Consider the following 19915-nt stretch of genomic DNA (forward strand, 5'->3'; position numbering starts at 1 on the left):
GGATTCACCTCACTGGTTTGGGTCGGGATGCTGGCAGTACATGTTTCGTGGTGCCTTCGCCTCCTGATAGAGCTTGGCCATGGGGCGGCAGGTGGTGCAGCCGCCCGGATTGCCGTCGGCGTCTTTCTGGCCGAACGTGCAGCCGGCGCAGCCCCCGGTGCGAAGCTGTAGGCCGTCGGCAATGCCGCCGAGGCGTTTGAGTCCCTCGATGCCTTCCTGCATCAGCGGGATGTGTGGGTCGCGGCCGATCTTGCATATGGACGCGTGGCCGAACGGGTCGGCGTGAAAGAACGTGTGTCCGGCGTTGCAGCCGGTGAATGGCTTCCGCTTGCGCAGGTACTTTGCGGCCTGCTCGGGGATCGGGGCCGCGTCGCCCTGGATGGTGGGCGACATGTTGGTGAACACGAACACCTGCCCGTACTGCTCGGCGAGCTGCTCCATGGCGGCGAACTCGTCAGCGTTGTCGTTCGTGATGACGATGTTCAACTGCAAGCGCAGCCCTGCCTCGCGGGCGGCGTCGAGTCCACGGATGAAGCGGCCGAACGCGCCTCGGTTGCGGGTGAATCCGTCGTACGTCTCTTCGGTCGCGCCGTAGACGCTGAGCGACAGGTGATGGGGCGGGCGGGCGGTGAGCGTCTCAAGGATCTTTGGCTTGTGGAGCTGCGAGCCATTCGTCGAGATCGTCAGCATGATGCCGAGGTCATAGGCATACGAGTACGCCTCGGGGAACTCGCGGTCGATCAGCGGCTCGCCGCCCGTGATCTGGAGCCAGAGCACGCCGGCGTCGCGCATGATGTCGAGTAGCCGGACCTTGTCGGCCCATGGCATCCCCTCGAACCGCTTCAAGCCGAGGTAACAGTGCGGGCAGTCGTAGTCACAGCCCTTATTGATCTCGTAGGACGCGCGGGCCATGCCGTACGCGGAGGGGGCGCGCACGAGAATGGTGTCGCGCGAGGGCCGGTGTGCGGGGAGGTCGAGCTCCCATGCCTGGCGTGCGCCGTCGACGAGCCAGTGCGGAGCATCGGTGCCCGTGCTCGCGGCCTTGCTCAGTTCGAGGTATCGGGCGAGAGGGATCTGCACCCCGTTGTCGTTGCCGGGGCGTAAGACGAGGTACTCGTCGAGGAACGGGCTAGCGATCAGGTCGTGCGGGGGTGCGGGCACGGCTCCTCCTTGTATAGGCAAGGCGTGGTCACATCCGGACTCCGGCGGCGAGACGTTGAGGTCTGGCTGAGTCCCCCCAATGAACTGCTCGTATGGAACCGTGCGTAGCGCGGATGTACGTCACCGCAGGCGTGTCCCAGTTCGACGGTACGGCAGGCGAACCACCCCGCGCAGGAGGGCAGTTGACCCGCCGTGCGCCCGGGCAGAGAGAGGAACAGCACGGGGCGGGCCGACCACTCGATGTGGAGGTGCCGTGCGGCGACGGCGAACGTGAACGGCTCGCCGCGCTTCAGGCGGGCGGCCGACTCCCGCTGGCCGTTGCCGAGCCAGTCGTACGCCCTTCGGCTCTCCTCGTGGTCGAGCGCCGATACGACGATGCGCAGGGCGACCCGGACCCAGTTCACGGCCTGGGCGGCGGTTATCACCTCGATGGAGTGGGCGGGTGCGGTTTCGCGGCCATCCAGTGCGCTTCTGGTGACGCACTCGCACCAGAAGCCCGGGCGGGTGGTCACGATGGGGGTAACGGCTGGCATGGGTGCCCTCCTGACGCGCCTGCGGCAGCCCTCGTAAGGGGCGTGTGGGCAGGGGGAGTTCACCGTTTCGGCGCGACGGAGATGACACTCCACGGGCCGGGTCGGCGACGTAGAGCGACGGTAGCGTTACGGCTTGCTTGTCGCAAGAGTGTGCCGTCTCAAAAGTGCGCCCAGACGCGGTGAAGCCCCCGACCGGCAGCCGATCGAGGGCCGTGAAGAGCACCGAGGGATCAGGCGAGGTGGTCGAGCCCACCTACCTTGACGTTGAGCATGAAGGACCGAATTTGACGCTGGCTGGCCGTGAGTACAGTTCTGGGCGCGTCGCTCTCGCGCATCATGACCACGCCGTCGAGTACGGTCATCTCGACGCAGTCCTGGTTATCGTCGGGCCCGGAGTAAGAGGATTTGCGCCAGTTGATTGTGTCAGTCATGCCGATTGACCCACACTTCCTCTGCGATGCGCAGGATGTCTTCGCGTGACTCGCGCGGGTGCCGTGAAGCCCCCGACCGGCAGCCGATCGAGGCGCTGGAGGCATCACTCGTCAGGCGAGGTGGTCGAACTTGCCCAACTTGATGCCACGTACGAAAGCCTGGAGCTCGTTGCGGCTGGCGCTCATGATGACCGCAGGGTCATCGCTCTCCCGCACGAGAACACTGCTCGGGGTGGCCGCTATCTCAATGCACTCCTGGCCACCGTCGCCCCCGGAAAACGATGACTTCTGCCAGTGGACGCGCTCATTCGTCACGGTGGACTCACAATTCCTTGGTGATGGTGTGGATGACGTTCATCGACTCGCTCGTTCCCAGGGCGAAATCTTCAATGGTTTCGATGAGTGCCCGGTACTTCCTCAGTTGGGCCTCGGCGTCTAGCAGCGCGCCGTCGAAGGCGTTATCGACCTGCACCGTGTCGAGCTGCGGCACGGGGCCGCCTGCGTACAGGAGCGCCTGAATCGAAGATGTGATCTCCCTGGCGCTGAACGGGATGACGCGAATGGTGACCGTTGGCCATTCGGCGGCCTCGCGCAGAAAGGCCAACTGGGCCCGCATCACGTTGCGGGCCCCGTATTGGATGCGCAGCGCCGACTCGTGGACGAACGCGTCGAAGTTCGGAGGTGATGGCCGGTCGAAGATGCTGCGCCGCGTCATTCTGTGGCTCACGGCCGCGTCGATCTCCGTTGCCGGACGCCGGGCGATGGAGCCGCCGAAAACCGCGCGGGCGTATCCCTCGGTCTGCAACAGTCCCGGCATGAGCACCAACTGGACGTTGCGCAGGTATGTCGCGTGGTGCTCCAGCTCTGCCAAGTCCAGAGAACTGGCCGTCAGGGTGGACCGGTACTCCCGCCACCACCCCTTAGTGCGGTCCTCCGCCATGGTGGCCAGGGCGTCGATGTACGCGGCGTCCCGCGCGTCGTAATGTGCGGCCAGCCGTCGCACCCGCTCGCTGCTGACGCCCCACCTGCCTGATTCGATGTGGCTGATTTGCGGACGCTCCCAGCCCAGCGATGCGGCGGCCTCCGCGCTGGAGAGGCCCGCCTGCTCGCGGAGCTTGCGCAACTCGGAACCCAATCGCGCCTGGCGTGCCGTGGGTTGCCCTCGTGGTGGCATCCCGTCCCTCTCAATCTGTTGTGACGGGGCGACGGTTCCACTCTGCCACGGTCACCCGGGCGAGTGTAAGTCAAGGCACACTATTGCGCCGTCTCACTAGTGCGCCCTACTGTCAGTGAGTAACGCACTACGCACGCCAGTAAGACCCGAAGTGCAGCCACCTGCACGCCCGTTGAGGGCGTCCCGGGGGGTGGCCAGGCCACGGACGGCGGCGTGGGGCGCGGAGACTACGGACCCCCCGTGTAGGGAGAACGACCATGCGCACCGTAGGACTTGACCGGCCACCCCCACCCCAGACATTTCGGCTCAGTGCGCCGAACATCCCCCTGGCGCCGAGAATCGCCCGGGAGCAGGTCGCGCTGCTGCTGACGCTGACTGATCACGCGGACCTCGCTGACGTGGCGAGGCTGCTGGTCAGCGAGGTCGTCACCAACGTGCACGTCCACACGTCCACGCCCGTGGTCCACATGGTCGTGACCGTGGCGCGCGAGCGCGTACGGGTGGACGTATGGGACAACGCCCCGCGTGACTGCCCGTACGCGCACGTGGCGCGCAACGACGAGGAGCACGGACGCGGGCTCGCGCTGGTCGAGGCGCTGGCGTCCGGCTGGGGCATCGACTTGCCCACCGGGCCTCCCAGGCACCCACGGCCGGACAAACACGTCTGGTTCACGCTGGATGGCGAGGCGGCGGCTGCCGTTACGTAGCGAAGGCGCCGGGCCCCCGCGAGCGGCCTCCGCTGGGCGGACGCCGCCGTCGCGGGACTGCCGGTGCCGAGGCCGCCGGCACCGAGGCCGGGCCATCGCCGACCCGTGTCGGCCGGGCGTGGGCCCCGGCCCACGCCCGGCCGCGCGGCGCCGGGTCAGCGGCCGGACTCGGCCGCTTCCCGCTGCGCGCGCCACTCCGGCGCCAGCACCGACCAGATCTCTATGTCCTGGCGCTCGCCCCGGTGGAGGCCGCTCTCCCGCAGGACCCCGTCCCGCACCAGGCCGAGACGCTTGGCCGCCTTGGTGCTCGCCGTGTTGGCGGAAGCGGCATGCCATTCCACGCGGTGTATGCCGCGTACATCGACGGCCCAGTCGATGAGGACCCGGATGGCCCGGGTGACCAGGCCCCGCCCGGTCGCGGTCTCCTCCAGCCAGCAGCCGACCTCGCACATGCCTCCGGTGGCGTCGAAGATCCTGAACAGGACGCCCCCGACGAGCCTGCCTTCGACCCAGATGCCGTAGAAGCGGCCGGTGTCGGCGGCCGCCTTCTCCGCGTACATCTGAAGGAACGCCCTGGCGGACGCGAGGTCGGTGGCGCGGTCGGTCAGACCGGTGTAGGCCCCGATGTACTCGCGGCCACGCTCGATATGGGCGAAGTATTCCTCGGCGTTCCAGGGTTCCAGCGGCCGCAACTCGGCGTCGTCGCCCAGCGATATCGCGAACATGGTGCTCCTTCACAGGGTTCACAGGGGAAAGAGAGGAGGGAAGGGTGAGGTGTGGCGAGAGGGCGGCCCGTACGGACCGAACCTCCGGCGGCCGGTGCGCTCTCAGCCGGGAAGAGCAGGGACGGAAGCAGGGACGGAAGGCACGGCGGCGGCCCAGGCGCGGGACCCGGGCGTACGTCGAAGGGGGGTCGTCAACATGATCCGATACGGTGCCGCGAAACTCGTGACCGCACCAATGATTTAGCCACCGCTTGAGCCCGCCGCTGGACCAGGCCCTCGCCGACGCCCGCGCCGAAGCCCGCGATGAGTTCGCGTACGAACTCCGCGTGGGCGGCGAAGGCGCGGCGCTCAGGCGGCGGCGCGGGCGCGGGTGGCGAGCACCGCCGCCAGGGCGCACGGCGCGAGCAGCAGCCCGAAGGCGGCGCCGTAGCCGACGGTGTCGGTCGAACCGGCGCTCAGGCAGGCGTTGAACAGGGCGGAGGAGACGGCGAGAACCGTGAGCTGGCCCAGGTTCTGGGTGGTCTGCATCGCGCCGCTGGCGTAGCCCTGACGACCGGTCGGGCTGTGGGAGAGCGACAGCACGGTGAGGGAGGGGGCGAGCAGGCCCATGCCGATGGCCGCGACGACCATGGCCGACGCGGCGGTGTACGCGGGAAGCGCGGGAAGCGTTCCGGCGACCGCGATGCCGACCGCCGCCGACATCACCAGCGCACCGGCCACGACCATGTGGTGGCGAGGGCGGTGCTCCAGCAGGTGACCCTGCACCCAGGAGGAGGCGGCCCAGGCGACGGCGGCACCCGTGAAGGCCAGACCGATCACGACGGGAGGCGCGCCCCGGTCGGTGACGAGAAACAGTGGTACGAGGGCCTCCAGCGTGAAGAAGACCCCCGAACCCAGGCCGCGCAGCAGGACCGTGGCCGGGAGGCCGCGTGCGGCGCGCCACGTGCCCGGCGGCAGCAGCCGTGGCGCGCACGCCACCAGCAGGGCGAACCCTCCCGCCACGAACAGCAGATGGCGCGGGTCCCAGCCCGAGACCCCGTACTGCCCCAACGCCGCACCCAGGCTCACCGCTGCCGCGGCCAGCAGCGCGGGGCGGGGCGGCTTGTCTCCCGACGGCTTGGGCGCGGCGGCCCAGGAACGGCCGCGCAGCAGGGCGACCACGGCCAGCGTCGGCAGGAGGGTCAGCGCGGCCAGGCCGTAGAACACCGTGCGCCATGACCACCACTCGGCCACCAGCCCCGCCAGCGGCGGACCGATCAGCGACGGGACGATCCAACAGGTGCTCATCAACGCCAGGGCGCGCGGCCGCAGATGATCCGGGTAGGTCTGGCCAATCGCGGTGTTGATCGCCACCGCGACCATCCCGCCCGCCAGCCCGTCCAGGAAGCGCCCGGCCGCCAGTTGCCATATCGAGGTGCTGGCGCCCGAGACCAGCAGGGTGGCCACCGCGAGCACCATGCCCGCCGCCAGCGGACGGTGCGCCCCGGAGCGGTCCGCCCAGTGACCGCCAAGCACCCCGCCGAGCAGGCTCGCGGCCACGAAGCTCCCCGCCACCAGCGGGAAGAGCGAGACGCCGTCCAAGTCCCGTGCGGCCGTCGGCAAGGTGGGCATCACGGCCAGCGCGGCGAGCCCGGTCAGGAACATCACGGCGGCGAAGCTGAGGCTGGCGGCCGCGTACTTCCCGGAGAACAGCCTGTCCGTGGCCCCGGAGCCCGCCAGCGGCCGATCATCGGAGCCCGTCAGCGGCGGCCGATCAGCCGCCGTCGTCCGCTCGCCGGGGATCGGCGCGGTGGGTTTGGTGGCGGTTACGGTCGTCTGCTCGCCGGAGACCGCCACGATGGGTTCCGCCGGTTCCGCCGGTTCCGTGGATGCCGTGGGCGGGCCACTCGATGAGCACTCCGGATCATGAGTCACGAGCGCACAAGCTATGCGGAGCGCCTGACCGAGTGCTACTGGTTTTCGCGCTGCCCCATGTCCCGGACACGGCCGGGCTTTTGGCATCCGATCAGCGCGAAATGCCAGGGCGGGCACACCTCTTCGAGTGCGGGCCAGCATTTTGCACTAGAGCAAAAGTTAGTTGCCGCTAATACGTAAGCGGGTTAGCCTGCGCGCATGTCTGCTGAGATAGCCACCCCCGTCGTACTCGAAGGCCGCACCGTCCGGCTGGAGCCGTTGACGTTCGACCACGTTCCCGGTCTCTTCCGGGTCGGCGGCGGCGACGACGAGGTGTGGAGGTGGATGCCGTACGACACCCCGCGAACCGAGGACGCGCTGCGCGAGATCATGGGGAAGCACCTCACCGAGCAGGCGCAGGGCGCGGCCGTCCCCTTCGCGGTAGTCCTTCGGGAGACCGGCCAAGTCGTCGGGCACACGGCGTACCTGGACATGAGCGCGTACGACGAGCGGCTGGAGATCGGCTCGACGTGGTACGGGCGCAGCGCGTGGCGTACGGCCGTCAACAACGAGTCCAAGCTGCTGCTGCTCACCCACGCCTTCGAGGAACTGGGCATGGGGCGCGTGCAGTGGAAGACCCACCACCGCAACGTCCGGTCGCAGGAGGCGATTGCCCGGCTCGGCGCGCGCCGCGAGGGCGTGCTGCGCCGCCACATCAAGCAGCCGGACGGAAGCTGGCGCGACAGCGTCTACTACTCGATGCTCGCCGACGAGTGGCCGCAGGCGAAGAAGGCGCTGACGGCGCGGCTGGCGGCGGGCGCGGCCGGGGACGGCGCGCGGGTACGGGAGCCTGACCAGAAGGGCAGGGGGCAGACGAAGCAGCCGTCGAGGCGTTAGGGCGTGTCCGGGGGCACTCGCCGACTCACCGGACACGATCCGGGCGAGCGTGACTCAGGGGCGGGCGCCCGGGAAGGCGGTCTTCCCGGGCGCCCGCCTCATGTTCCTGAAGGATCGGTGGGCACGATGTGCTCGGAGGATCGGTGGGCAGCCGGCTGGAGACCCCGGGCCCACCGCGTGGCCCCTGCGGCTCAGATCCGCTTGGCGCAGGTAAGCGGCACCTGGCCGCCACGCACGAGGAACCAGTCGTGTCCGGTCTTTCCGCACTTGTTGTACGACTGGGAATATCCCCTGGCGATGAGGCAGCTCCTGAGCTTGTCGCCCTTGTGGACGTAGCGGGTGACGCGGTCGTCCGAGTCCGCCACCGTGTCGCCTTCGTCCGGCATACGGACGGCGACCTTCTTCCCCGTGATCTTGATCTTCGTGCAGGCGGCTGCGGCCTGCTTCGGCACCTCGGCCTGCGCGGACGCCGCCGTGGCAAGGCCGGTGCCCAGAACCGCGAGACCGAACATGCCGGCCACGGCACACCGGAGAGTACGAGAACGCTTCACGTGTAGTCCTTCGTGGTCAGTGAAGTACCCGCCCGAACGGGGGGGCGCTTTCACGCTAGCCCCACCCCTCTCACCCGTCACAGCTGGGTGCCACCCGAGCGTGACGCTTCTACGCGATCATCACCGACCTGGTCGGCACCCCGAGCGAACTGATCGACGAAACGGGCGACGTGGCCTGGCGCAGCCGGTCCACGCTGTGGGGCACCACCACCTGGCCATCGGCGAGCACGGCCTACACGCCACTCCGCTCCCAGGCCAGTACTTCGGCCCGGAAACGGGCCTTCACTACAATTTCTTCCGCTATTACGACCCATCGGCGGGCCGCTACTTGTCGGCGGACCCATTGGGGCTCTCTCCTGCGCCTAATCCGGCCACGTATGTGGACAATCCACTGGGGTGGACGGACCCGTTGGGGTTGGGTCCTTGTCCACCAGTAAAAGTTCCTGCTTCGGCGGTGCGGTTCAGTCGGAACTCGGTTAACGGTGCGGCTGAGATTATCGAAAGTATGCACAAGCGCGGCTGGAGGGGCGAACCGATCGACGTAATCCGCATGCCGGACGGTGGGCTGACGTCTATCGACAATACGCGCGTACTTGCCGCCCGTTACTCGGACACTCCGATCCTGGTACGAATAAGGGAGTTCGACGAGTCGCTGCCGCAAGATCTCATCGATAGTCGATGATTCGACACCAAGAAGGAAAGCCCAGTAACTTGAGGGTGAAGCAATCACAGCCAGAATCGGAAAGCAGAATTCAGGGTATCGTCATGCTTACCTCGTGGGCTCGGAAATTACTGTATGGGTAGGAGACTGGGGATGGCGAACATTTTTTCCCAAGAGGAACTCCCGGAGGGTTCCTCGTGCCCGGCGGCTTTCAGCGTGCCATCGAATCAGGGCTGGTTGGTCTAGACCCCTAGTGGCTGTTGGAGGGCGAAAATCTTCGCGCTCGTTTCTCCGGCCTTCGAAATCATTATCCGGAGCGTCGGCTGCTGCCTTTCGCGCGCCGTGAGGATAATGATGACGTCGCATGTTGGGACCTCGATGGCGGTACTGTTCGAGTAATCCATGACTTCGCGACCTCCGGTCGGGAGAATCGTGCGGAGTTCTCCGATTTCTACGACTGGTTGCGTGCGGCGCTAGAGGACTTCATTCTCTTTGAATGACGGATTCCGGGACTTCGCCCCGCTGAAGGGTTCTCAGGCTTGCTTCCGAGAACGGTGGCATCGGTATGGCTGAGCAGCACTGCGCGACGCGGTTGCACCGTAATTTCATGCAGAGGAGACTCCGGCTCCCTCGCCCCTCATTCAGGCCGTCGGGGCGCTGGAAGGTCGGCCTCTCACACGTGGCGCGGGGCCAAAGGTCGGATGGTCATTACCGTCTATTGCCGCCTTCATCGAACCTTCAGGTCTCGGTGAAGATCTCAGCGTAAATGCCATGAAGGTTATTCTTGCCACCATGTGCGAGAAAGGGGAGCTGCGTTGTCTGGCCGCCGGGAAATACTCGCTGAACGACGGTTAGTCCTCTGTGTGGCGTCATGGAAAACTGAGGCAATTGAAGCTTCGTGCGAGAGTAGTGCAGCAATGGGCGACGCGAACATTCGAGGGGTGGGGCGCTCCATGGTGAATTATTCGCACCCCGGATACACTTCAATGCCGCATGGTGCGCAGGGGCGGCGAATTTACCCCAGTCCGGTGCCCGAGAGTCTCCAGGTAATCAACCGGGACGTGCGTGCGGCCGCGTGGCCCGTAAGGGTGGCAACGCATGAACCCAAAATTTTGGCTCTCGACGGGCTGTGTAAGTGGCAGTCGCTACGGGGGCTTGCGTACATTAACGCTCTCGCGCCGCATTCCTGCCCTGACGAGCTCTTGCGCGACTTGGAAGCGCCTTCGAAGGTTCCTCTATCGGCTGCTCCGAACACGGTGACCTGCTTGAGCGCCTGGAATGCGCAGCGAGACAGTTGCCGGATGACATTCTGGACACCGTACTCCGCAAGTGCACCCCGCTGATCGTTGACGGGCCGCATGCTCCCTTCGTGGTTGCAGCTGGGCTCACTAAAGACTCTCGGCCGTCCCTGGATGATGCGATTGCCCGTGCGGCTGCTTCGAGCGGCTCATGGGGACACTCCATCGGCGTACGCGCGAGCATGGCTATGGCGTGGTCTACTAATGCATTTATTGGCGCATGGGTGGACTCGCCTCATCCATTTGATCACGCGAAAAGCCTGGGTATTGGTTCTCACCCAGCGGCTGACCGTCCCACTGGGGACGGCCTTTCAGAGTGGTTGACGGCTGTCCTTGCTTGGTAGATGAGGGTTTTCATGCCGCTCAGCGCCCGGTTGGAACTTCTATCTACATAAGTCACTGGTGTCTTGTTATGGACTACTGGAGAGTTGTGTGGCATCACGATTTTCGTGATGAGCCCATAACATTTTTCAGCGAGATTGCCGAAGATGGGTACGAATCTTGAAAGATCCAGAAATATCGCGATGGTCGTCTCCTGCGTGCAGATCGCATGCACGAGACCGGGGAAATCGGACTCGGCGGAACTCCGGTCGGTGGCATCGAGGATGTGGCAGCGCAGGCAGAATTCTCTGCCGTAGTGATCTCACGTACTGACTTTGAGGAAGTGTGGCAGTGCGCATCCTGCTCGGACTGAACCAGTGCTAGGGCCTTGCGCCGTAGATCAACTGGCCAGAAATGTCCGCGAGACGGCTCAGATGCCGCCACTGCGGCATGCGATCAGAGAAGGTTGGAAGAAACCAAAAGGAAAAGCCATGTGATCGACGGGGTGAGTGATGCGAGCGTTTGATCAGGGTCAGGTAGATGCCTTGCTGTCTGGTTCGCTTTTTATTGACGAGCCTGCGGAGCGGGAATGTCCGGCCTGTGGCGCGAGGAAGGTGAGAACTACGTTCGTCGTGACAGCGCTGGACGGCGTCCGGTTCGATTCACTTACTCGTGGTGTGCCGCATGTCGCCGATTCAAGGGGTGGACAGGCCCGGATACGGGCGACCTGGAGATTTCTGATCCGCTTGAGGGCAAGTCTCCGCAGGCGTGGCGGGAAATGGAGCGCGACTTCGACGGCTTTTTTCTGCATGGGCTCGCCGGGTTGTCCGAGACTCGGCGCAGCGTAAATCGCCAGGTTGGTGCGGGCGTTGGAGCGTGGTCCGCTCGCTCATCGGTGGGTAGACAAGCGATGGACGCTGGCGCGGGTGAATACGTTGATCGGGCGGCTGTTCCACATCTCGTACACAGTGGAGGGCACCTGGCAGCTGTGAAGCGCCATGGGTGTCGTGGCAGCAGCCCGGTCGGCAAGCGATCGAGCGCGACGATGGGGCGGTGGAGCTGTGGAAGAAGGAGGTCTGGCCGCGGGGGAGAGCACTGCGGCGGCGTGCGACGGCTGGATCGTCTTCGAGGACGAGGCTGGCCAGTCGATGACGCCGCCGCCTGCCAGGAGCTGGGGTCGCAGAGGCGACACCCCTGTGGTGCGGGTGCGGACCGGGGGCGGGACGGGTATCGATGGCGGGCATGCCCTGCTACAAGCCCGGAGAACGGTCTCAGATGTTCTACGCAGTCCGCGAGTACAGGGCGCAGGGGCCAGCTGAAGGGCTGCGAGTGGCGTGACTTCCGTGACCTGCTCATCCGGGACCGCGTCCAGCTCGGTGGCCCGATCATGCTGGTGTGGGACAACGTCCGCATCCTTCTGACGGCCCCGCTGCGCGAGTTCATCGCCGCGAACGCCGACCGGCTCACCCTCTACCAGCTGCCCACCCACACGCCGGATCTCAACCCGCAGGACGACGTCTGGCCGTTGGTCAAACGCGACATCGGAAACCTCGCCGCAGCCAACCTGGGCCAGATCACCAGGGCCGTAAAGCGCAGAGTCAAGCAGATCCAGTACCGCCCGGACCTGGCCAATGGCTGTCTTACCGGCACCGGGCTGGCCCTCAACGACTGACCACATCATCAGCCTGGGACAAAAACGCTAGCACCGGACTAGAGCGAGGCGGCATGGTGAGGCGCATGTACATTACCCAGTGCCGCACCGAGGACGTCGTCCTGCTCGACCAGCACCTGCCCTCGGGCGGTGCAACCTCGTTCCATGCCCGGCGCTTCGCTCGCAATGCCTCAGGCAGAAGCACATATCTGGTGGCCTGGTTGGATGGCCGTCCGGTTGGCAATGGGGAGGTCCGGTGGAACGGCTGCGCCGCCCCAGAGGTCCAGGCTGCCTTCGCAGACTGCCCGGAGATCAACGGCCTGAATGTCGCCGAACCGCTGCGCGGCACCGGGATCGGCACCGCGCTCATACGCCATGCCGAACGACTCGCAGTACAACGGAACACGCACAAAATCGGACTGGGCGTCGACGACCACGGCAATCCTCGGGCCGCAGCGCTCTACGCCCGTTTGGGATACCAGTCAACAGTCCGCTATCTGGACCGCTGGTCCTACATCGATCGGGACGGCATCAGCCACCACGTCGAAGACCCTTGCATCTTCCTCGTCAAGAATCTCACCGCGGACCGCCCCGATGCTGACGGCCAACGCGACCGCGATTCCTAACCCCCACGCCAAGCCCCGACATCACGCATTCAACTTCAGTAGTGCCGGCTGACCACGCTGTCCCAAACCAGCAGGAAGGTGACACAGTGAGCCAGTACTTCGAGATGGGCGACCAGAGCCTGTGGAACTCATCCAGCGGCGCCCCCCGGCTTTTCCTACGCCACATGGCCGTCTATGAAGCCGAACTGGCTCTGCCGTCCGGCATCGGTCCGAGGGAAGCCGACGAGTACCAGATCGATCCCACTGACTTCAAAGTGTTCGTCGAAGCCCTACTGACGCGGCATCGCACAACGAATCACGCTGTCGTGAACGCCCTGTCCGAAGGGTTTGTCGCCACGGCCTTGGTCCTCGCGGAGAGGGCAGGCATCGAGGTGAGCTGGGAGTCGGCTGACTCCACTCCAGGCGATGAACTCAGGGACATCCAGGTCCCGGCACCTCCGGCTCCTGATGAGGGGGAAAGGGCGGCCAACCTGCGCCGGACGGCATGCGAACTGGACCGGTTTATGGCGCGCTGAGCCTCCGTCTGCCCTGCCACGGGCCGAGACGCGACCGTCCCGGTTCGTCCCAGCGCATGCGACGAAACAGGCGATCCTGAGACCCGTGCTCAGTGCTACGGCAACGTACCTACGGTTCAATTGAGGGTCACGTCCAAGCTCATGGCAGCAGGGGCCCCACGGCCGCGCGTCGCCGCCACCGCAAAAGAGGTTAAGAGTGTCAGAACCGGTGGTGGTAAGGAAACGTTCTGCGCGCCTGTTCCATGCGGAAAGAAGGTGAAGTACAGCACGCGGTTCTGGGGGATCAGCGAAGGGTAGATAGTCTCTCCCATAGCGGGTACCAAGGCCAAGGTTGAGAGTATGTATGCCGACGTTAAGGTCCCCAAGGAGGCGGACAAGAAAGAGGATGCCCTGCGATGGTCATGGACTGGGAAGTCGATGTGCAGCTGTTGCTGGACGTCACGGATGACGAGTGGGCAAGGCTCGAAGTGGGCATGGTTGATGCGATGGAAGGAGAACCGCAGTATGAAATCGCACCGACAGCCACCTCCAACAGCCCTACCGGTGCTTTCTTCTCCGTCGGTGCCACCTTGCAGGTCAAGGCGGAGACGCCCGGCGAGGCGGCTGATACCGCTGTCGCCGTAACACGCCGTGCTCTCCAATCCGCTGGAGGAAGGCCGGACTGCGGCGTAGTGGAAGTCAATGTTCGCCAGGGTGAGGTAGACCCCCGGATTCTGGGCCGTTAGCCTCGCGCTTTCATAAAGCGGCCTGTCCGACATAAAGCGGCCTGCCCGCCAGGTGACCAGGGAAGCAGAAAGTGCCTCCGACCGGCGAGAATGAGGATAGCTGAGGTTCTCGCACCCGCCGGAGGCACTTTCCAGGTGGAGAAGCGCATCGGGCCCTATCCGCGTGTCCGTCAGCCGTTGCGGTTGCCTGGCAGCGGTCGGCCGACGGCGACGAAGAGCCTGGTGTCGGCGTCGATGACGACCTGGTGGTTCGTGGAGTACCGGGAGTTCGACTGCTCGGCGATGGCGCGGTCGCGGATGGGGGCTGGGCGCCGTCCACGATCAGTGACTGGAATAATGACTGCCATCTCAGTCCGAGGAGTCAAAGGGCCGACTCGGCATTCGATTGGTTTCGGTGAATAGCGGCCACGTACGTGGATGACCCAGGCTGTCCCTCAGCCAGTCCGTTGGGCCGCCGGAAGGTCGACGTTTTGCCGAAGCGGCGGGCTCGGACAGCGGATTCGGGGCAGGGGAGGTCGTACCCGCACCCTCGTCGGCAGGTTCGGGTCCTGGGAACGCGGGGCACAGAAAAACGCATGGTTCCTACACCGCGACTGACGATGACGGGCACTGTGCTGGACGCCCCTGACCCCCATGGGCTGGCGGACTTCTACCGGGGGCTGCTCGGGTGGAGCGTGACGCAGGAAGAGCCCGACTGGGTGAAGCTCAATCCGCCCGAGGGTGGGCCGGGGATCGCCTTCCAGACTGAGCCGGTCTACGCGAGGCCGACCTGGCCCGCTGTTGCCGGGGAGCAGCAGATGATGATGCATCTGGACATCGAGGTGGACGACCTCGCGGCTGCGGGGGCCCACGCACGCGCCTGCGGGGCCGTACTGGCGGAAGATCAGCCGCAGGACGACGTACGGGTGTATCTGGACCCCGCGGGGCATCCGTTCTGCCTGTGGGTGCGCGAGTAGGGACACCCCCGGCGCGAGGGCGCCAAGCGCACAGCACGAAGGGCCGCCGCTCCCCCGGGGTGGAATCCACCAGGGAGCGGCGGCCCTTCGGCCACTGGTCGTGCGTCCTCACCCGCTTGCGCGGATGGATCGGGCATAACGCGCCTTTGGCGGTTATGGGGCGAATTGCGCCCGAACTGCCCCGCGCCGCAGGAGCCATGACGCACTGTGGCGCCATGTCGGCGCCGCATGTGAAGGAACGGGCGTTGCGTCAGGCCGGACCTCCGGACCGGCCTCCGGGCCGGACCTCCGCGCTCGACCGGATCAGACGATTCGGGGCGGAGGGCCGGGCCGGAGGGGCCGGAAGGGGCCCGATCAGAGAACCCGCACCGCGCCCGACGGCATGTCGTAGCTCATGTCGCGCTGCACGATGCCCGTGCTGGAGTTCTGCGCGCCGATGAACTCGCCGCCACCGATGTAGACGGCGACGTGGTACGCGCTGCCCGCGCTGCCCCAGTAGAGGATGTCGCCGGGCTGCAGGGCGTCCAGGGAGACCTGGGTACCCGTGGTGGACTGCGGCTGCGAGGTGCGCGGCAGGCTGATGCCGACCTGGCGGAAGGCGGCACCGGTCAGGCCGGAGCAGTCGTACGAGGACGGGCCGGTCGAGCCGAGGACGTACGGCTTGCCGATCTGGGCCTTCAGGAAGCTGATGACAGCGGCCGCGTTGCCGGTGCCCGTGGAGGGGGCGGTGGGCGTGGGGGTGTCGGGGGCGGAGCCGGGGGCGCTGAGCGTGGTGCGCTCGGAGGAGCGGGAGGCCCGTGTCTCCTGCGCCTTCTCCGCGGCTGCGGCGCGCTTGGCGGCGGCGCGTTCCGCGCGCTCCTTGGCTTCCTTCGCCTTGCGCTCGGCTTCGGCCTTGGCCTTCTTGGCCTCGGACTTGGCCTTGTCGGCGGCCTGGTCCTGCTGTTCCTGGAGCTGGTAGCCGAGGGCGGCCTGCTCCGTGGCGTCAGCGGCCTGCGCCGTGGTGCTCGCCAGGGCGGCGGAGACCGTGGGCAGTTCCTGCGTCGTCTCGGTGGCAGCGGGTTCGGCGGCGGAGGCAGGCATGGCGCTTCCGGCCACCGCGAGGGTGAGGATGCCACCAGTTACCCCGGCGCGAATTGCCCGCGCGGAGGCGGCACGTCGGGGTTTCCGGTGGCTGGGTATGTGAGCGGTCTGGGACATGAGTACAACGGCTATCAGGAGGCACAGGTTGCCCACAACAAACGTGGGCTGCGCCACAATTGGCGTGTACACACCCAGAATTGAGTGAAGTTGATCTTGGGTGGGCGCTTCGGCGGCTTGTCGGATTTTCGCGATCATGCGCCTACGCATGGCTTTTGGCGGTCAAAACGCCTACCAGAGCCGCCTACCACCTTCGGGGGCCCTGCACCAAGGGTTCCCGTTAAATCGAGATCTCGAACGTGGGCCACTGTGGGATAGGTCACTCTCTGACGCCTCGTGAATGAAAGCGCGAGCCGACGATCAAGCTGTCGGCCGGATGGTGGAACATGCCACCGGGCGGCGGTCATCTACCAGTTGACGCTGTCCATCGCCAATTTGCGTGCATAGGTCACGTCTTGATAGGCCCGCACCTCCTGGACCTGCGGTAACACCCTCGGATGTCACCTCTAGTGACCACTCGGCCGCTTCGCGTATGAAGATCGCCGGTCATCCGACTTCATGATCGTTCATCGGGTGGCAAAGATCACAAACCCGGTGTCGCACCCCGTGTCGCAGATCACAAGGCGACGGGCATAAGATGCAGGCGAATCGGGCTTGTGAACTGCCTCACATGTTGGCGATCTTCAGAGGCAGGACGCTCGCCCGGCGCAGCCCTCCCCCGGCCGGGGGAGCCCAGCAGTCATCGTCGACTGAGAGGAGCGAGGAGCGGTGAACGCGTATGCGCCCATCCTCGTACTAGGAGCCCTCGGGGCCGGCTTTGCGATCTTCTCCGTGATCATGGCCACGATCATCGGTCCCAAGCGCTACAACCGGGCAAAGCTCGAAGCCTACGAGTGCGGCATTGAGCCGACCCCGCAGCCGGCTGGCGGCGGGCGCTTCCCGATCAAGTACTACCTGACGGCGATGCTCTTCATCGTCTTCGACATCGAGATCGTCTTCCTTTATCCCTGGGCCGTCACCTTCGACTCCCTCGGGTTGTTCGGGCTCGTCGAGATGCTCCTCTTCGTGCTCACCGTCTTCGTCGCCTACGCCTATGTCTGGCGTCGCGGCGGCCTGGAATGGGACTAACGGGAGCGAGAGGAGCCACATCGCAATGGGTATCGAAGAGAAGCTTCCGAGCGGGTTCCTGCTCACGACCGTCGAACAGGCCGCCGGGTGGGTGCGCAAGTCCTCCGTCTTCCCCGCCACCTTCGGGCTCGCGTGCTGCGCCATCGAGATGATGACCACCGGCGCCGGCCGCTACGACCTCGCCCGCTTCGGCATGGAGGTCTTCCGCGGCTCTCCCCGGCAGGCCGATCTGATGATCGTGGCCGGGCGGGTGAGCCAGAAGATGGCGCCCGTGCTGCGGCAGGTCTACGACCAGATGCCGAACCCGAAGTGGGTCATCTCCATGGGCGTGTGCGCCTCGTCCGGCGGGATGTTCAACAACTACGCGATCGTGCAGGGCGTGGACCACATCGTCCCGGTCGACATCTACCTGCCCGGCTGCCCGCCGCGCCCCGAGATGCTGCTCGACGCCATCCTCAAGCTCCACCACAAGATCCAGAACGAGAAGCTCGGGGTCAACCGCGAGGAAGCCGCCCGCGAGGCGGAGGAAGCGGCGCTCAAGGCGCTCCCGCTGATCGAGATGAAGGGGCTGCTCCGGTGAGTGACGCGAACGAGCCCGTCGGCGTCAACCCCGACCAGGACGTCAACGCCAACAACCTCCCCGGCCAGCGCGGCGACGCGGGGGAGGTCATCGGCACCCGGCGCGGCATGTTCGGGGCCGACAACGGCGGCGACACCTCCGGCTACGGCGGGCTGGTGCGCACCGTACGGCTGCCCGGCGCGTCCACCCGCCCGTACGGCGGGCCGCGCGGCGCCGGGGAGAGCGGATACGGCCAGTTCGACGAGGTGGCCGACGAACTGGAAGGCGCCCTGGAGGAGCAGGGACTGCTCCCCGAGAACGCCATCGAGAAGACGGTCGTCGACCGGGGCGAGCTGACCTTCCACATCGCCCGCGAGCACCTGCCGCGCGTCGCCCGCGTCCTGCGCGACGACCCGGCCCTGCGCTTCGAGCTGTGTACGGGCGTCAGCGGGGTGCACTTCCCCGGCGACAAGGGCCGCGAGCTGCACGCCGTCTACCATCTGCGCTCGCTCACCCACAACCGGCTGATCCGGCTGGAGGTGAGCGCCCCCGACGCCGATCCCCATGTGCCGTCGATCGTCGATATCTATCCGACCAACGACTGGCACGAGCGGGAGGTGTACGACTTCTTCGGCCTCATCTTCGACGGCCATCCCGCGCTCACGCGGATCATGATGCCCGACGACTGGCAGGGCTTCCCGCAGCGCAAGGACTACCCGCTCGGCGGCATCCCCGTCGAGTACAAGGGTGCCCAGATCCCGGCTCCCGACCAGCGGAGGTCGTACACCTGATGCCGCGTTCTCCCGGGGGGCGACCCCCGTACCCCCAGCCGGAAACCCCCATGTGGCACGGCCCGTCGGTACCGGCCCCGCGAGGAGGAGCCCGATGAGCACTTCGCACACCCAGCACGCCGCGCCGGAGTCCTCCGGGCCGGCTGCCTCGACCGCCCGCGAGACCACCGAGGGCACCGTCTACACCGTCACCGGCGGCGACTGGGACGAGGTGGTCGCCGCCGCGGGGCGGACCGACGACGAGCGCATCATCGTCAACATGGGCCCGCAGCACCCGTCCACGCACGGAGTGCTCCGGCTGATCCTGGAGATCGACGGCGAGACGGTCACCGAGGCCCGCTGCGGCATCGGCTATCTCCACACCGGCATTGAGAAGAACCTCGAATACCGGACCTGGACGCAGGGCTCCACGTTCGTGACGCGCATGGACTACCTGACCTCGTTCTTCAACGAGACGGCGTACTGCCTCGCGGTCGAGAAGCTGCTCGGCATCGAGGAGCAGGTGCCGGACCGGGCGACCGTCATCCGCGTCCTGCTGATGGAGCTCAACCGGCTCTCCTCACACCTGGTCTGCATCGCCACCGGCGGCATGGAGCTCGGCGCCACGACGGTCATGATCTACGGCTTCCGGGACCGGGAGATGATCCTCGACGCGTACGAGCTGATCACCGGCCTGCGGATGAACCACGCGTACATCCGCCCCGGCGGACTCGCCCAGGACCTGCCGCCCGGTGCTGTGGAGCACGTACGCGACCTGGTCAAGAAGCTGCGCAAGAACCTCGGCGAGTACGACAAGCTGGCCACCGGCAACCCGGTCTTCAAGGGCCGCACGCAGGGCATCGGCTACCTCGACCTCGCCGGGTGCATGGCGCTCGGGGCGACGGGGCCCGTGCTGCGTGCCGCCGGACTGCCGCACGACCTGCGCAAGTCGCAGCCGTACTGCGGTTACGAGAACTACGACTTCGACATCCCGACCGACGACACCTGCGACGCCTACGGCCGCTTCCTCATCCGGCTTGAGGAGATGCGCCAGTCGCTGCGCATCGTCGAGCAGTGCCTGGACCGGCTGCGGCCGGGCCCGGTGATGGTCGCCGACAAGAAGATCGCCTGGCCCGCGCAGCTGGCCCTCGGCCCGGACGGGCTCGGCAACTCCCTGGACCACATCAAGAAGATCATGGGCACGTCGATGGAGGCCCTGATCCACCACTTCAAGCTCGTCACCGAGGGGTTCCGGGTGCCGCCGGGGCAGGCGTACACGGCCGTCGAATCCCCCAAGGGCGAGCTGGGTGTGCACGCCGTCAGCGACGGCGGCACCCGCCCTTACCGGGTCCACTTCAGAGACCCCTCCTTCACCAACCTGCAGGCGATGGCGGCGATGTGCGAAGGCGGCCAGATCGCCGACGTCATCGTCGCCGTAGCGTCCATCGACCCCGTGATGGGAGGCGTTGACCGGTGAGCGGCGCCCACGACGTACA

General features: G+C 66.4%; 19 protein-coding genes and 4 pseudogenes. 13 read left to right on the forward strand and 10 right to left on the reverse strand.

Going from position 1 to position 19915, the window contains the following annotated elements:
* Positions 1 to 9 precede the first annotated feature (9 nt).
* The 5 genes from AC5P1B_RS11250 to AC5P1B_RS11270 all read right to left on the reverse strand — a co-directional run bounded on the left by AC5P1B_RS11250 (position 10) and on the right by AC5P1B_RS11270 (position 3299).
* Positions 10 to 1161 (reverse strand): radical SAM protein, encoded by a 1152-nt coding sequence (locus tag AC5P1B_RS11250; protein WP_493886673.1) that lies wholly within the window; start codon positions 1159 to 1161, stop codon positions 10 to 12.
* Positions 1137 to 1694, reverse strand: coding sequence for a hypothetical protein (locus AC5P1B_RS11255; protein ID WP_493886675.1), 558 nt, complete (start codon positions 1692 to 1694; stop codon positions 1137 to 1139). The genes AC5P1B_RS11250 and AC5P1B_RS11255 overlap by 25 nt, the downstream gene beginning before the upstream one ends.
* 230 nt (positions 1695 to 1924) lie before the next feature.
* Positions 1925 to 2125 (reverse strand): DUF397 domain-containing protein, encoded by a 201-nt coding sequence (locus tag AC5P1B_RS11260; RefSeq protein ID WP_493886677.1) that lies wholly within the window; start codon positions 2123 to 2125, stop codon positions 1925 to 1927.
* A gap of 111 nt (positions 2126 to 2236) precedes the next feature.
* Entirely contained in the window at positions 2237 to 2440 is a 204-nt protein-coding gene (locus tag AC5P1B_RS11265) for a DUF397 domain-containing protein (protein ID WP_493886678.1), read from the reverse strand.
* A 7-nt stretch (positions 2441 to 2447) separates the two neighbouring features.
* Positions 2448 to 3299, reverse strand: a complete 852-nt coding sequence (locus tag AC5P1B_RS11270) for a helix-turn-helix domain-containing protein (RefSeq protein WP_493886680.1) — start codon at positions 3297 to 3299, stop codon at positions 2448 to 2450.
* Positions 3300 to 3556: 257 nt separating this feature from the next.
* Here AC5P1B_RS11270 and AC5P1B_RS11275 point away from each other — a divergent pair, with 257 nt between their 5' ends.
* Complete coding sequence (locus AC5P1B_RS11275) at positions 3557 to 4006, forward strand: ATP-binding protein (protein WP_493886681.1); 450 nt, start codon at positions 3557 to 3559, stop codon at positions 4004 to 4006.
* 155 nt (positions 4007 to 4161) lie between these two features.
* Here AC5P1B_RS11275 and AC5P1B_RS11280 read toward each other — a convergent pair whose 3' ends face one another.
* Entirely contained in the window at positions 4162 to 4731 is a 570-nt protein-coding gene (locus tag AC5P1B_RS11280; RefSeq protein WP_493886683.1) for a GNAT family N-acetyltransferase, read from the reverse strand.
* A 348-nt stretch (positions 4732 to 5079) separates the two neighbouring features.
* Positions 5080 to 6375, reverse strand: a complete 1296-nt coding sequence (locus AC5P1B_RS11285; protein ID WP_493886997.1) for an MFS transporter — start codon at positions 6373 to 6375, stop codon at positions 5080 to 5082.
* A 468-nt stretch (positions 6376 to 6843) separates the two neighbouring features.
* On the opposite strand from AC5P1B_RS11285, the gene AC5P1B_RS11290 reads away from it, so the two are divergent.
* Positions 6844 to 7521, forward strand: coding sequence for a GNAT family N-acetyltransferase (locus AC5P1B_RS11290; RefSeq protein WP_493886684.1), 678 nt, complete (start codon positions 6844 to 6846; stop codon positions 7519 to 7521).
* 191 nt (positions 7522 to 7712) lie between these two features.
* On the opposite strand, the gene AC5P1B_RS11295 is transcribed toward AC5P1B_RS11290, so the two are convergent.
* Entirely contained in the window at positions 7713 to 8033 is a 321-nt protein-coding gene (locus AC5P1B_RS11295) for a hypothetical protein (protein WP_493886686.1), read from the reverse strand.
* Between the two features lie 143 nt (positions 8034 to 8176).
* Between AC5P1B_RS11295 and AC5P1B_RS11300 the strand changes: the two are divergent.
* The 6 genes and pseudogenes from AC5P1B_RS11300 to AC5P1B_RS11325 form a co-directional block, all read left to right on the forward strand.
* Positions 8177 to 8514, forward strand: a pseudogene (locus AC5P1B_RS11300) (RHS repeat-associated core domain-containing protein); the annotation flags it as partial.
* Between the two features lie 1929 nt (positions 8515 to 10443).
* Positions 10444 to 10725 (forward strand): annotated as a pseudogene (locus tag AC5P1B_RS11305) (DUF6881 domain-containing protein).
* A gap of 439 nt (positions 10726 to 11164) precedes the next feature.
* Positions 11165 to 12024: pseudogene (locus AC5P1B_RS11310) on the forward strand (transposase); the annotation flags it as partial.
* A 65-nt stretch (positions 12025 to 12089) separates the two neighbouring features.
* On the forward strand, positions 12090 to 12629 hold the full coding sequence (locus AC5P1B_RS11315) for a GNAT family N-acetyltransferase (protein WP_493886687.1): 540 nt from the start codon (positions 12090 to 12092) through the stop codon (positions 12627 to 12629).
* A gap of 86 nt (positions 12630 to 12715) precedes the next feature.
* A complete protein-coding gene (locus AC5P1B_RS11320; RefSeq protein WP_493886688.1) occupies positions 12716 to 13144 on the forward strand; it encodes a DUF6086 family protein in 429 nt (142 codons plus the stop codon).
* Between the two features lie 401 nt (positions 13145 to 13545).
* On the forward strand, positions 13546 to 13869 hold the full coding sequence (locus AC5P1B_RS11325) for a hypothetical protein (RefSeq protein WP_493886689.1): 324 nt from the start codon (positions 13546 to 13548) through the stop codon (positions 13867 to 13869).
* Between the two features lie 176 nt (positions 13870 to 14045).
* Here the strand turns inward: AC5P1B_RS11325 and AC5P1B_RS11330 are convergent.
* Positions 14046 to 14194: pseudogene (locus AC5P1B_RS11330) on the reverse strand (IS5/IS1182 family transposase); the annotation flags it as partial.
* A 274-nt stretch (positions 14195 to 14468) separates the two neighbouring features.
* Between AC5P1B_RS11330 and AC5P1B_RS11335 the strand changes: the two are divergent.
* Positions 14469 to 14825 (forward strand): VOC family protein, encoded by a 357-nt coding sequence (locus tag AC5P1B_RS11335; RefSeq protein WP_493886690.1) that lies wholly within the window; start codon positions 14469 to 14471, stop codon positions 14823 to 14825.
* 354 nt (positions 14826 to 15179) lie between these two features.
* On the opposite strand, the gene AC5P1B_RS11340 is transcribed toward AC5P1B_RS11335, so the two are convergent.
* Positions 15180 to 16022, reverse strand: coding sequence for a C40 family peptidase (locus AC5P1B_RS11340; protein ID WP_493886691.1), 843 nt, complete (start codon positions 16020 to 16022; stop codon positions 15180 to 15182).
* A gap of 708 nt (positions 16023 to 16730) precedes the next feature.
* Here AC5P1B_RS11340 and AC5P1B_RS11345 point away from each other — a divergent pair.
* The 4 genes from AC5P1B_RS11345 (at position 16731) to AC5P1B_RS11360 (ending at position 19896) form a co-directional block, all read left to right on the forward strand.
* A complete protein-coding gene (locus tag AC5P1B_RS11345) occupies positions 16731 to 17090 on the forward strand; it encodes an NADH-quinone oxidoreductase subunit A (protein ID WP_493886692.1) in 360 nt (119 codons plus the stop codon).
* Between the two features lie 25 nt (positions 17091 to 17115).
* A complete protein-coding gene (locus AC5P1B_RS11350) occupies positions 17116 to 17670 on the forward strand; it encodes a NuoB/complex I 20 kDa subunit family protein (RefSeq protein ID WP_493886693.1) in 555 nt (184 codons plus the stop codon).
* A complete protein-coding gene (locus AC5P1B_RS11355; RefSeq protein WP_493886694.1) occupies positions 17667 to 18440 on the forward strand; it encodes an NADH-quinone oxidoreductase subunit C in 774 nt (257 codons plus the stop codon). The genes AC5P1B_RS11350 and AC5P1B_RS11355 overlap by 4 nt, the downstream gene beginning before the upstream one ends.
* Positions 18441 to 18534: 94 nt before the next feature.
* Positions 18535 to 19896 (forward strand): NADH-quinone oxidoreductase subunit D, encoded by a 1362-nt coding sequence (locus AC5P1B_RS11360; protein WP_493886695.1) that lies wholly within the window; start codon positions 18535 to 18537, stop codon positions 19894 to 19896.
* Positions 19897 to 19915: the final 19 nt, after the last annotated feature.

This window comes from Streptomyces sp. A01 (assembly GCF_059026195.1).

Excerpts from the sequence above, each read along its gene's own strand:
- AC5P1B_RS11255 (WP_493886675.1), bottom strand. The coding sequence starts at position 1,694 with ATGCCAGCCGTTACCCCCATCGTGACCACCCGCCCGGGCTTCTGGTGC.
- AC5P1B_RS11260 (WP_493886677.1), bottom strand. The coding sequence starts at position 2,125 with ATGACTGACACAATCAACTGGCGCAAATCCTCTTACTCCGGGCCCGAC.
- AC5P1B_RS11270 (WP_493886680.1), bottom strand. The coding sequence starts at position 3,299 with ATGCCACCACGAGGGCAACCCACGGCACGCCAGGCGCGATTGGGTTCC.
- AC5P1B_RS11275 (WP_493886681.1), top strand. The coding sequence starts at position 3,557 with ATGCGCACCGTAGGACTTGACCGGCCACCCCCACCCCAGACATTTCGG.
- AC5P1B_RS11280 (WP_493886683.1), bottom strand. The coding sequence starts at position 4,731 with ATGTTCGCGATATCGCTGGGCGACGACGCCGAGTTGCGGCCGCTGGAA.
- AC5P1B_RS11285 (WP_493886997.1), bottom strand. The coding sequence starts at position 6,375 with ATGTTCCTGACCGGGCTCGCCGCGCTGGCCGTGATGCCCACCTTGCCG.
- AC5P1B_RS11290 (WP_493886684.1), top strand. The coding sequence starts at position 6,844 with ATGTCTGCTGAGATAGCCACCCCCGTCGTACTCGAAGGCCGCACCGTC.
- AC5P1B_RS11295 (WP_493886686.1), bottom strand. The coding sequence starts at position 8,033 with ATGTTCGGTCTCGCGGTTCTGGGCACCGGCCTTGCCACGGCGGCGTCC.
- AC5P1B_RS11315 (WP_493886687.1), top strand. The coding sequence starts at position 12,090 with ATGTACATTACCCAGTGCCGCACCGAGGACGTCGTCCTGCTCGACCAG.
- AC5P1B_RS11325 (WP_493886689.1), top strand. The coding sequence starts at position 13,546 with ATGGACTGGGAAGTCGATGTGCAGCTGTTGCTGGACGTCACGGATGAC.
- AC5P1B_RS11335 (WP_493886690.1), top strand. The coding sequence starts at position 14,469 with ATGACGGGCACTGTGCTGGACGCCCCTGACCCCCATGGGCTGGCGGAC.
- AC5P1B_RS11340 (WP_493886691.1), bottom strand. The coding sequence starts at position 16,022 with ATGTCCCAGACCGCTCACATACCCAGCCACCGGAAACCCCGACGTGCC.
- AC5P1B_RS11350 (WP_493886693.1), top strand. The coding sequence starts at position 17,116 with ATGGGTATCGAAGAGAAGCTTCCGAGCGGGTTCCTGCTCACGACCGTC.
- AC5P1B_RS11360 (WP_493886695.1), top strand. The coding sequence starts at position 18,535 with ATGAGCACTTCGCACACCCAGCACGCCGCGCCGGAGTCCTCCGGGCCG.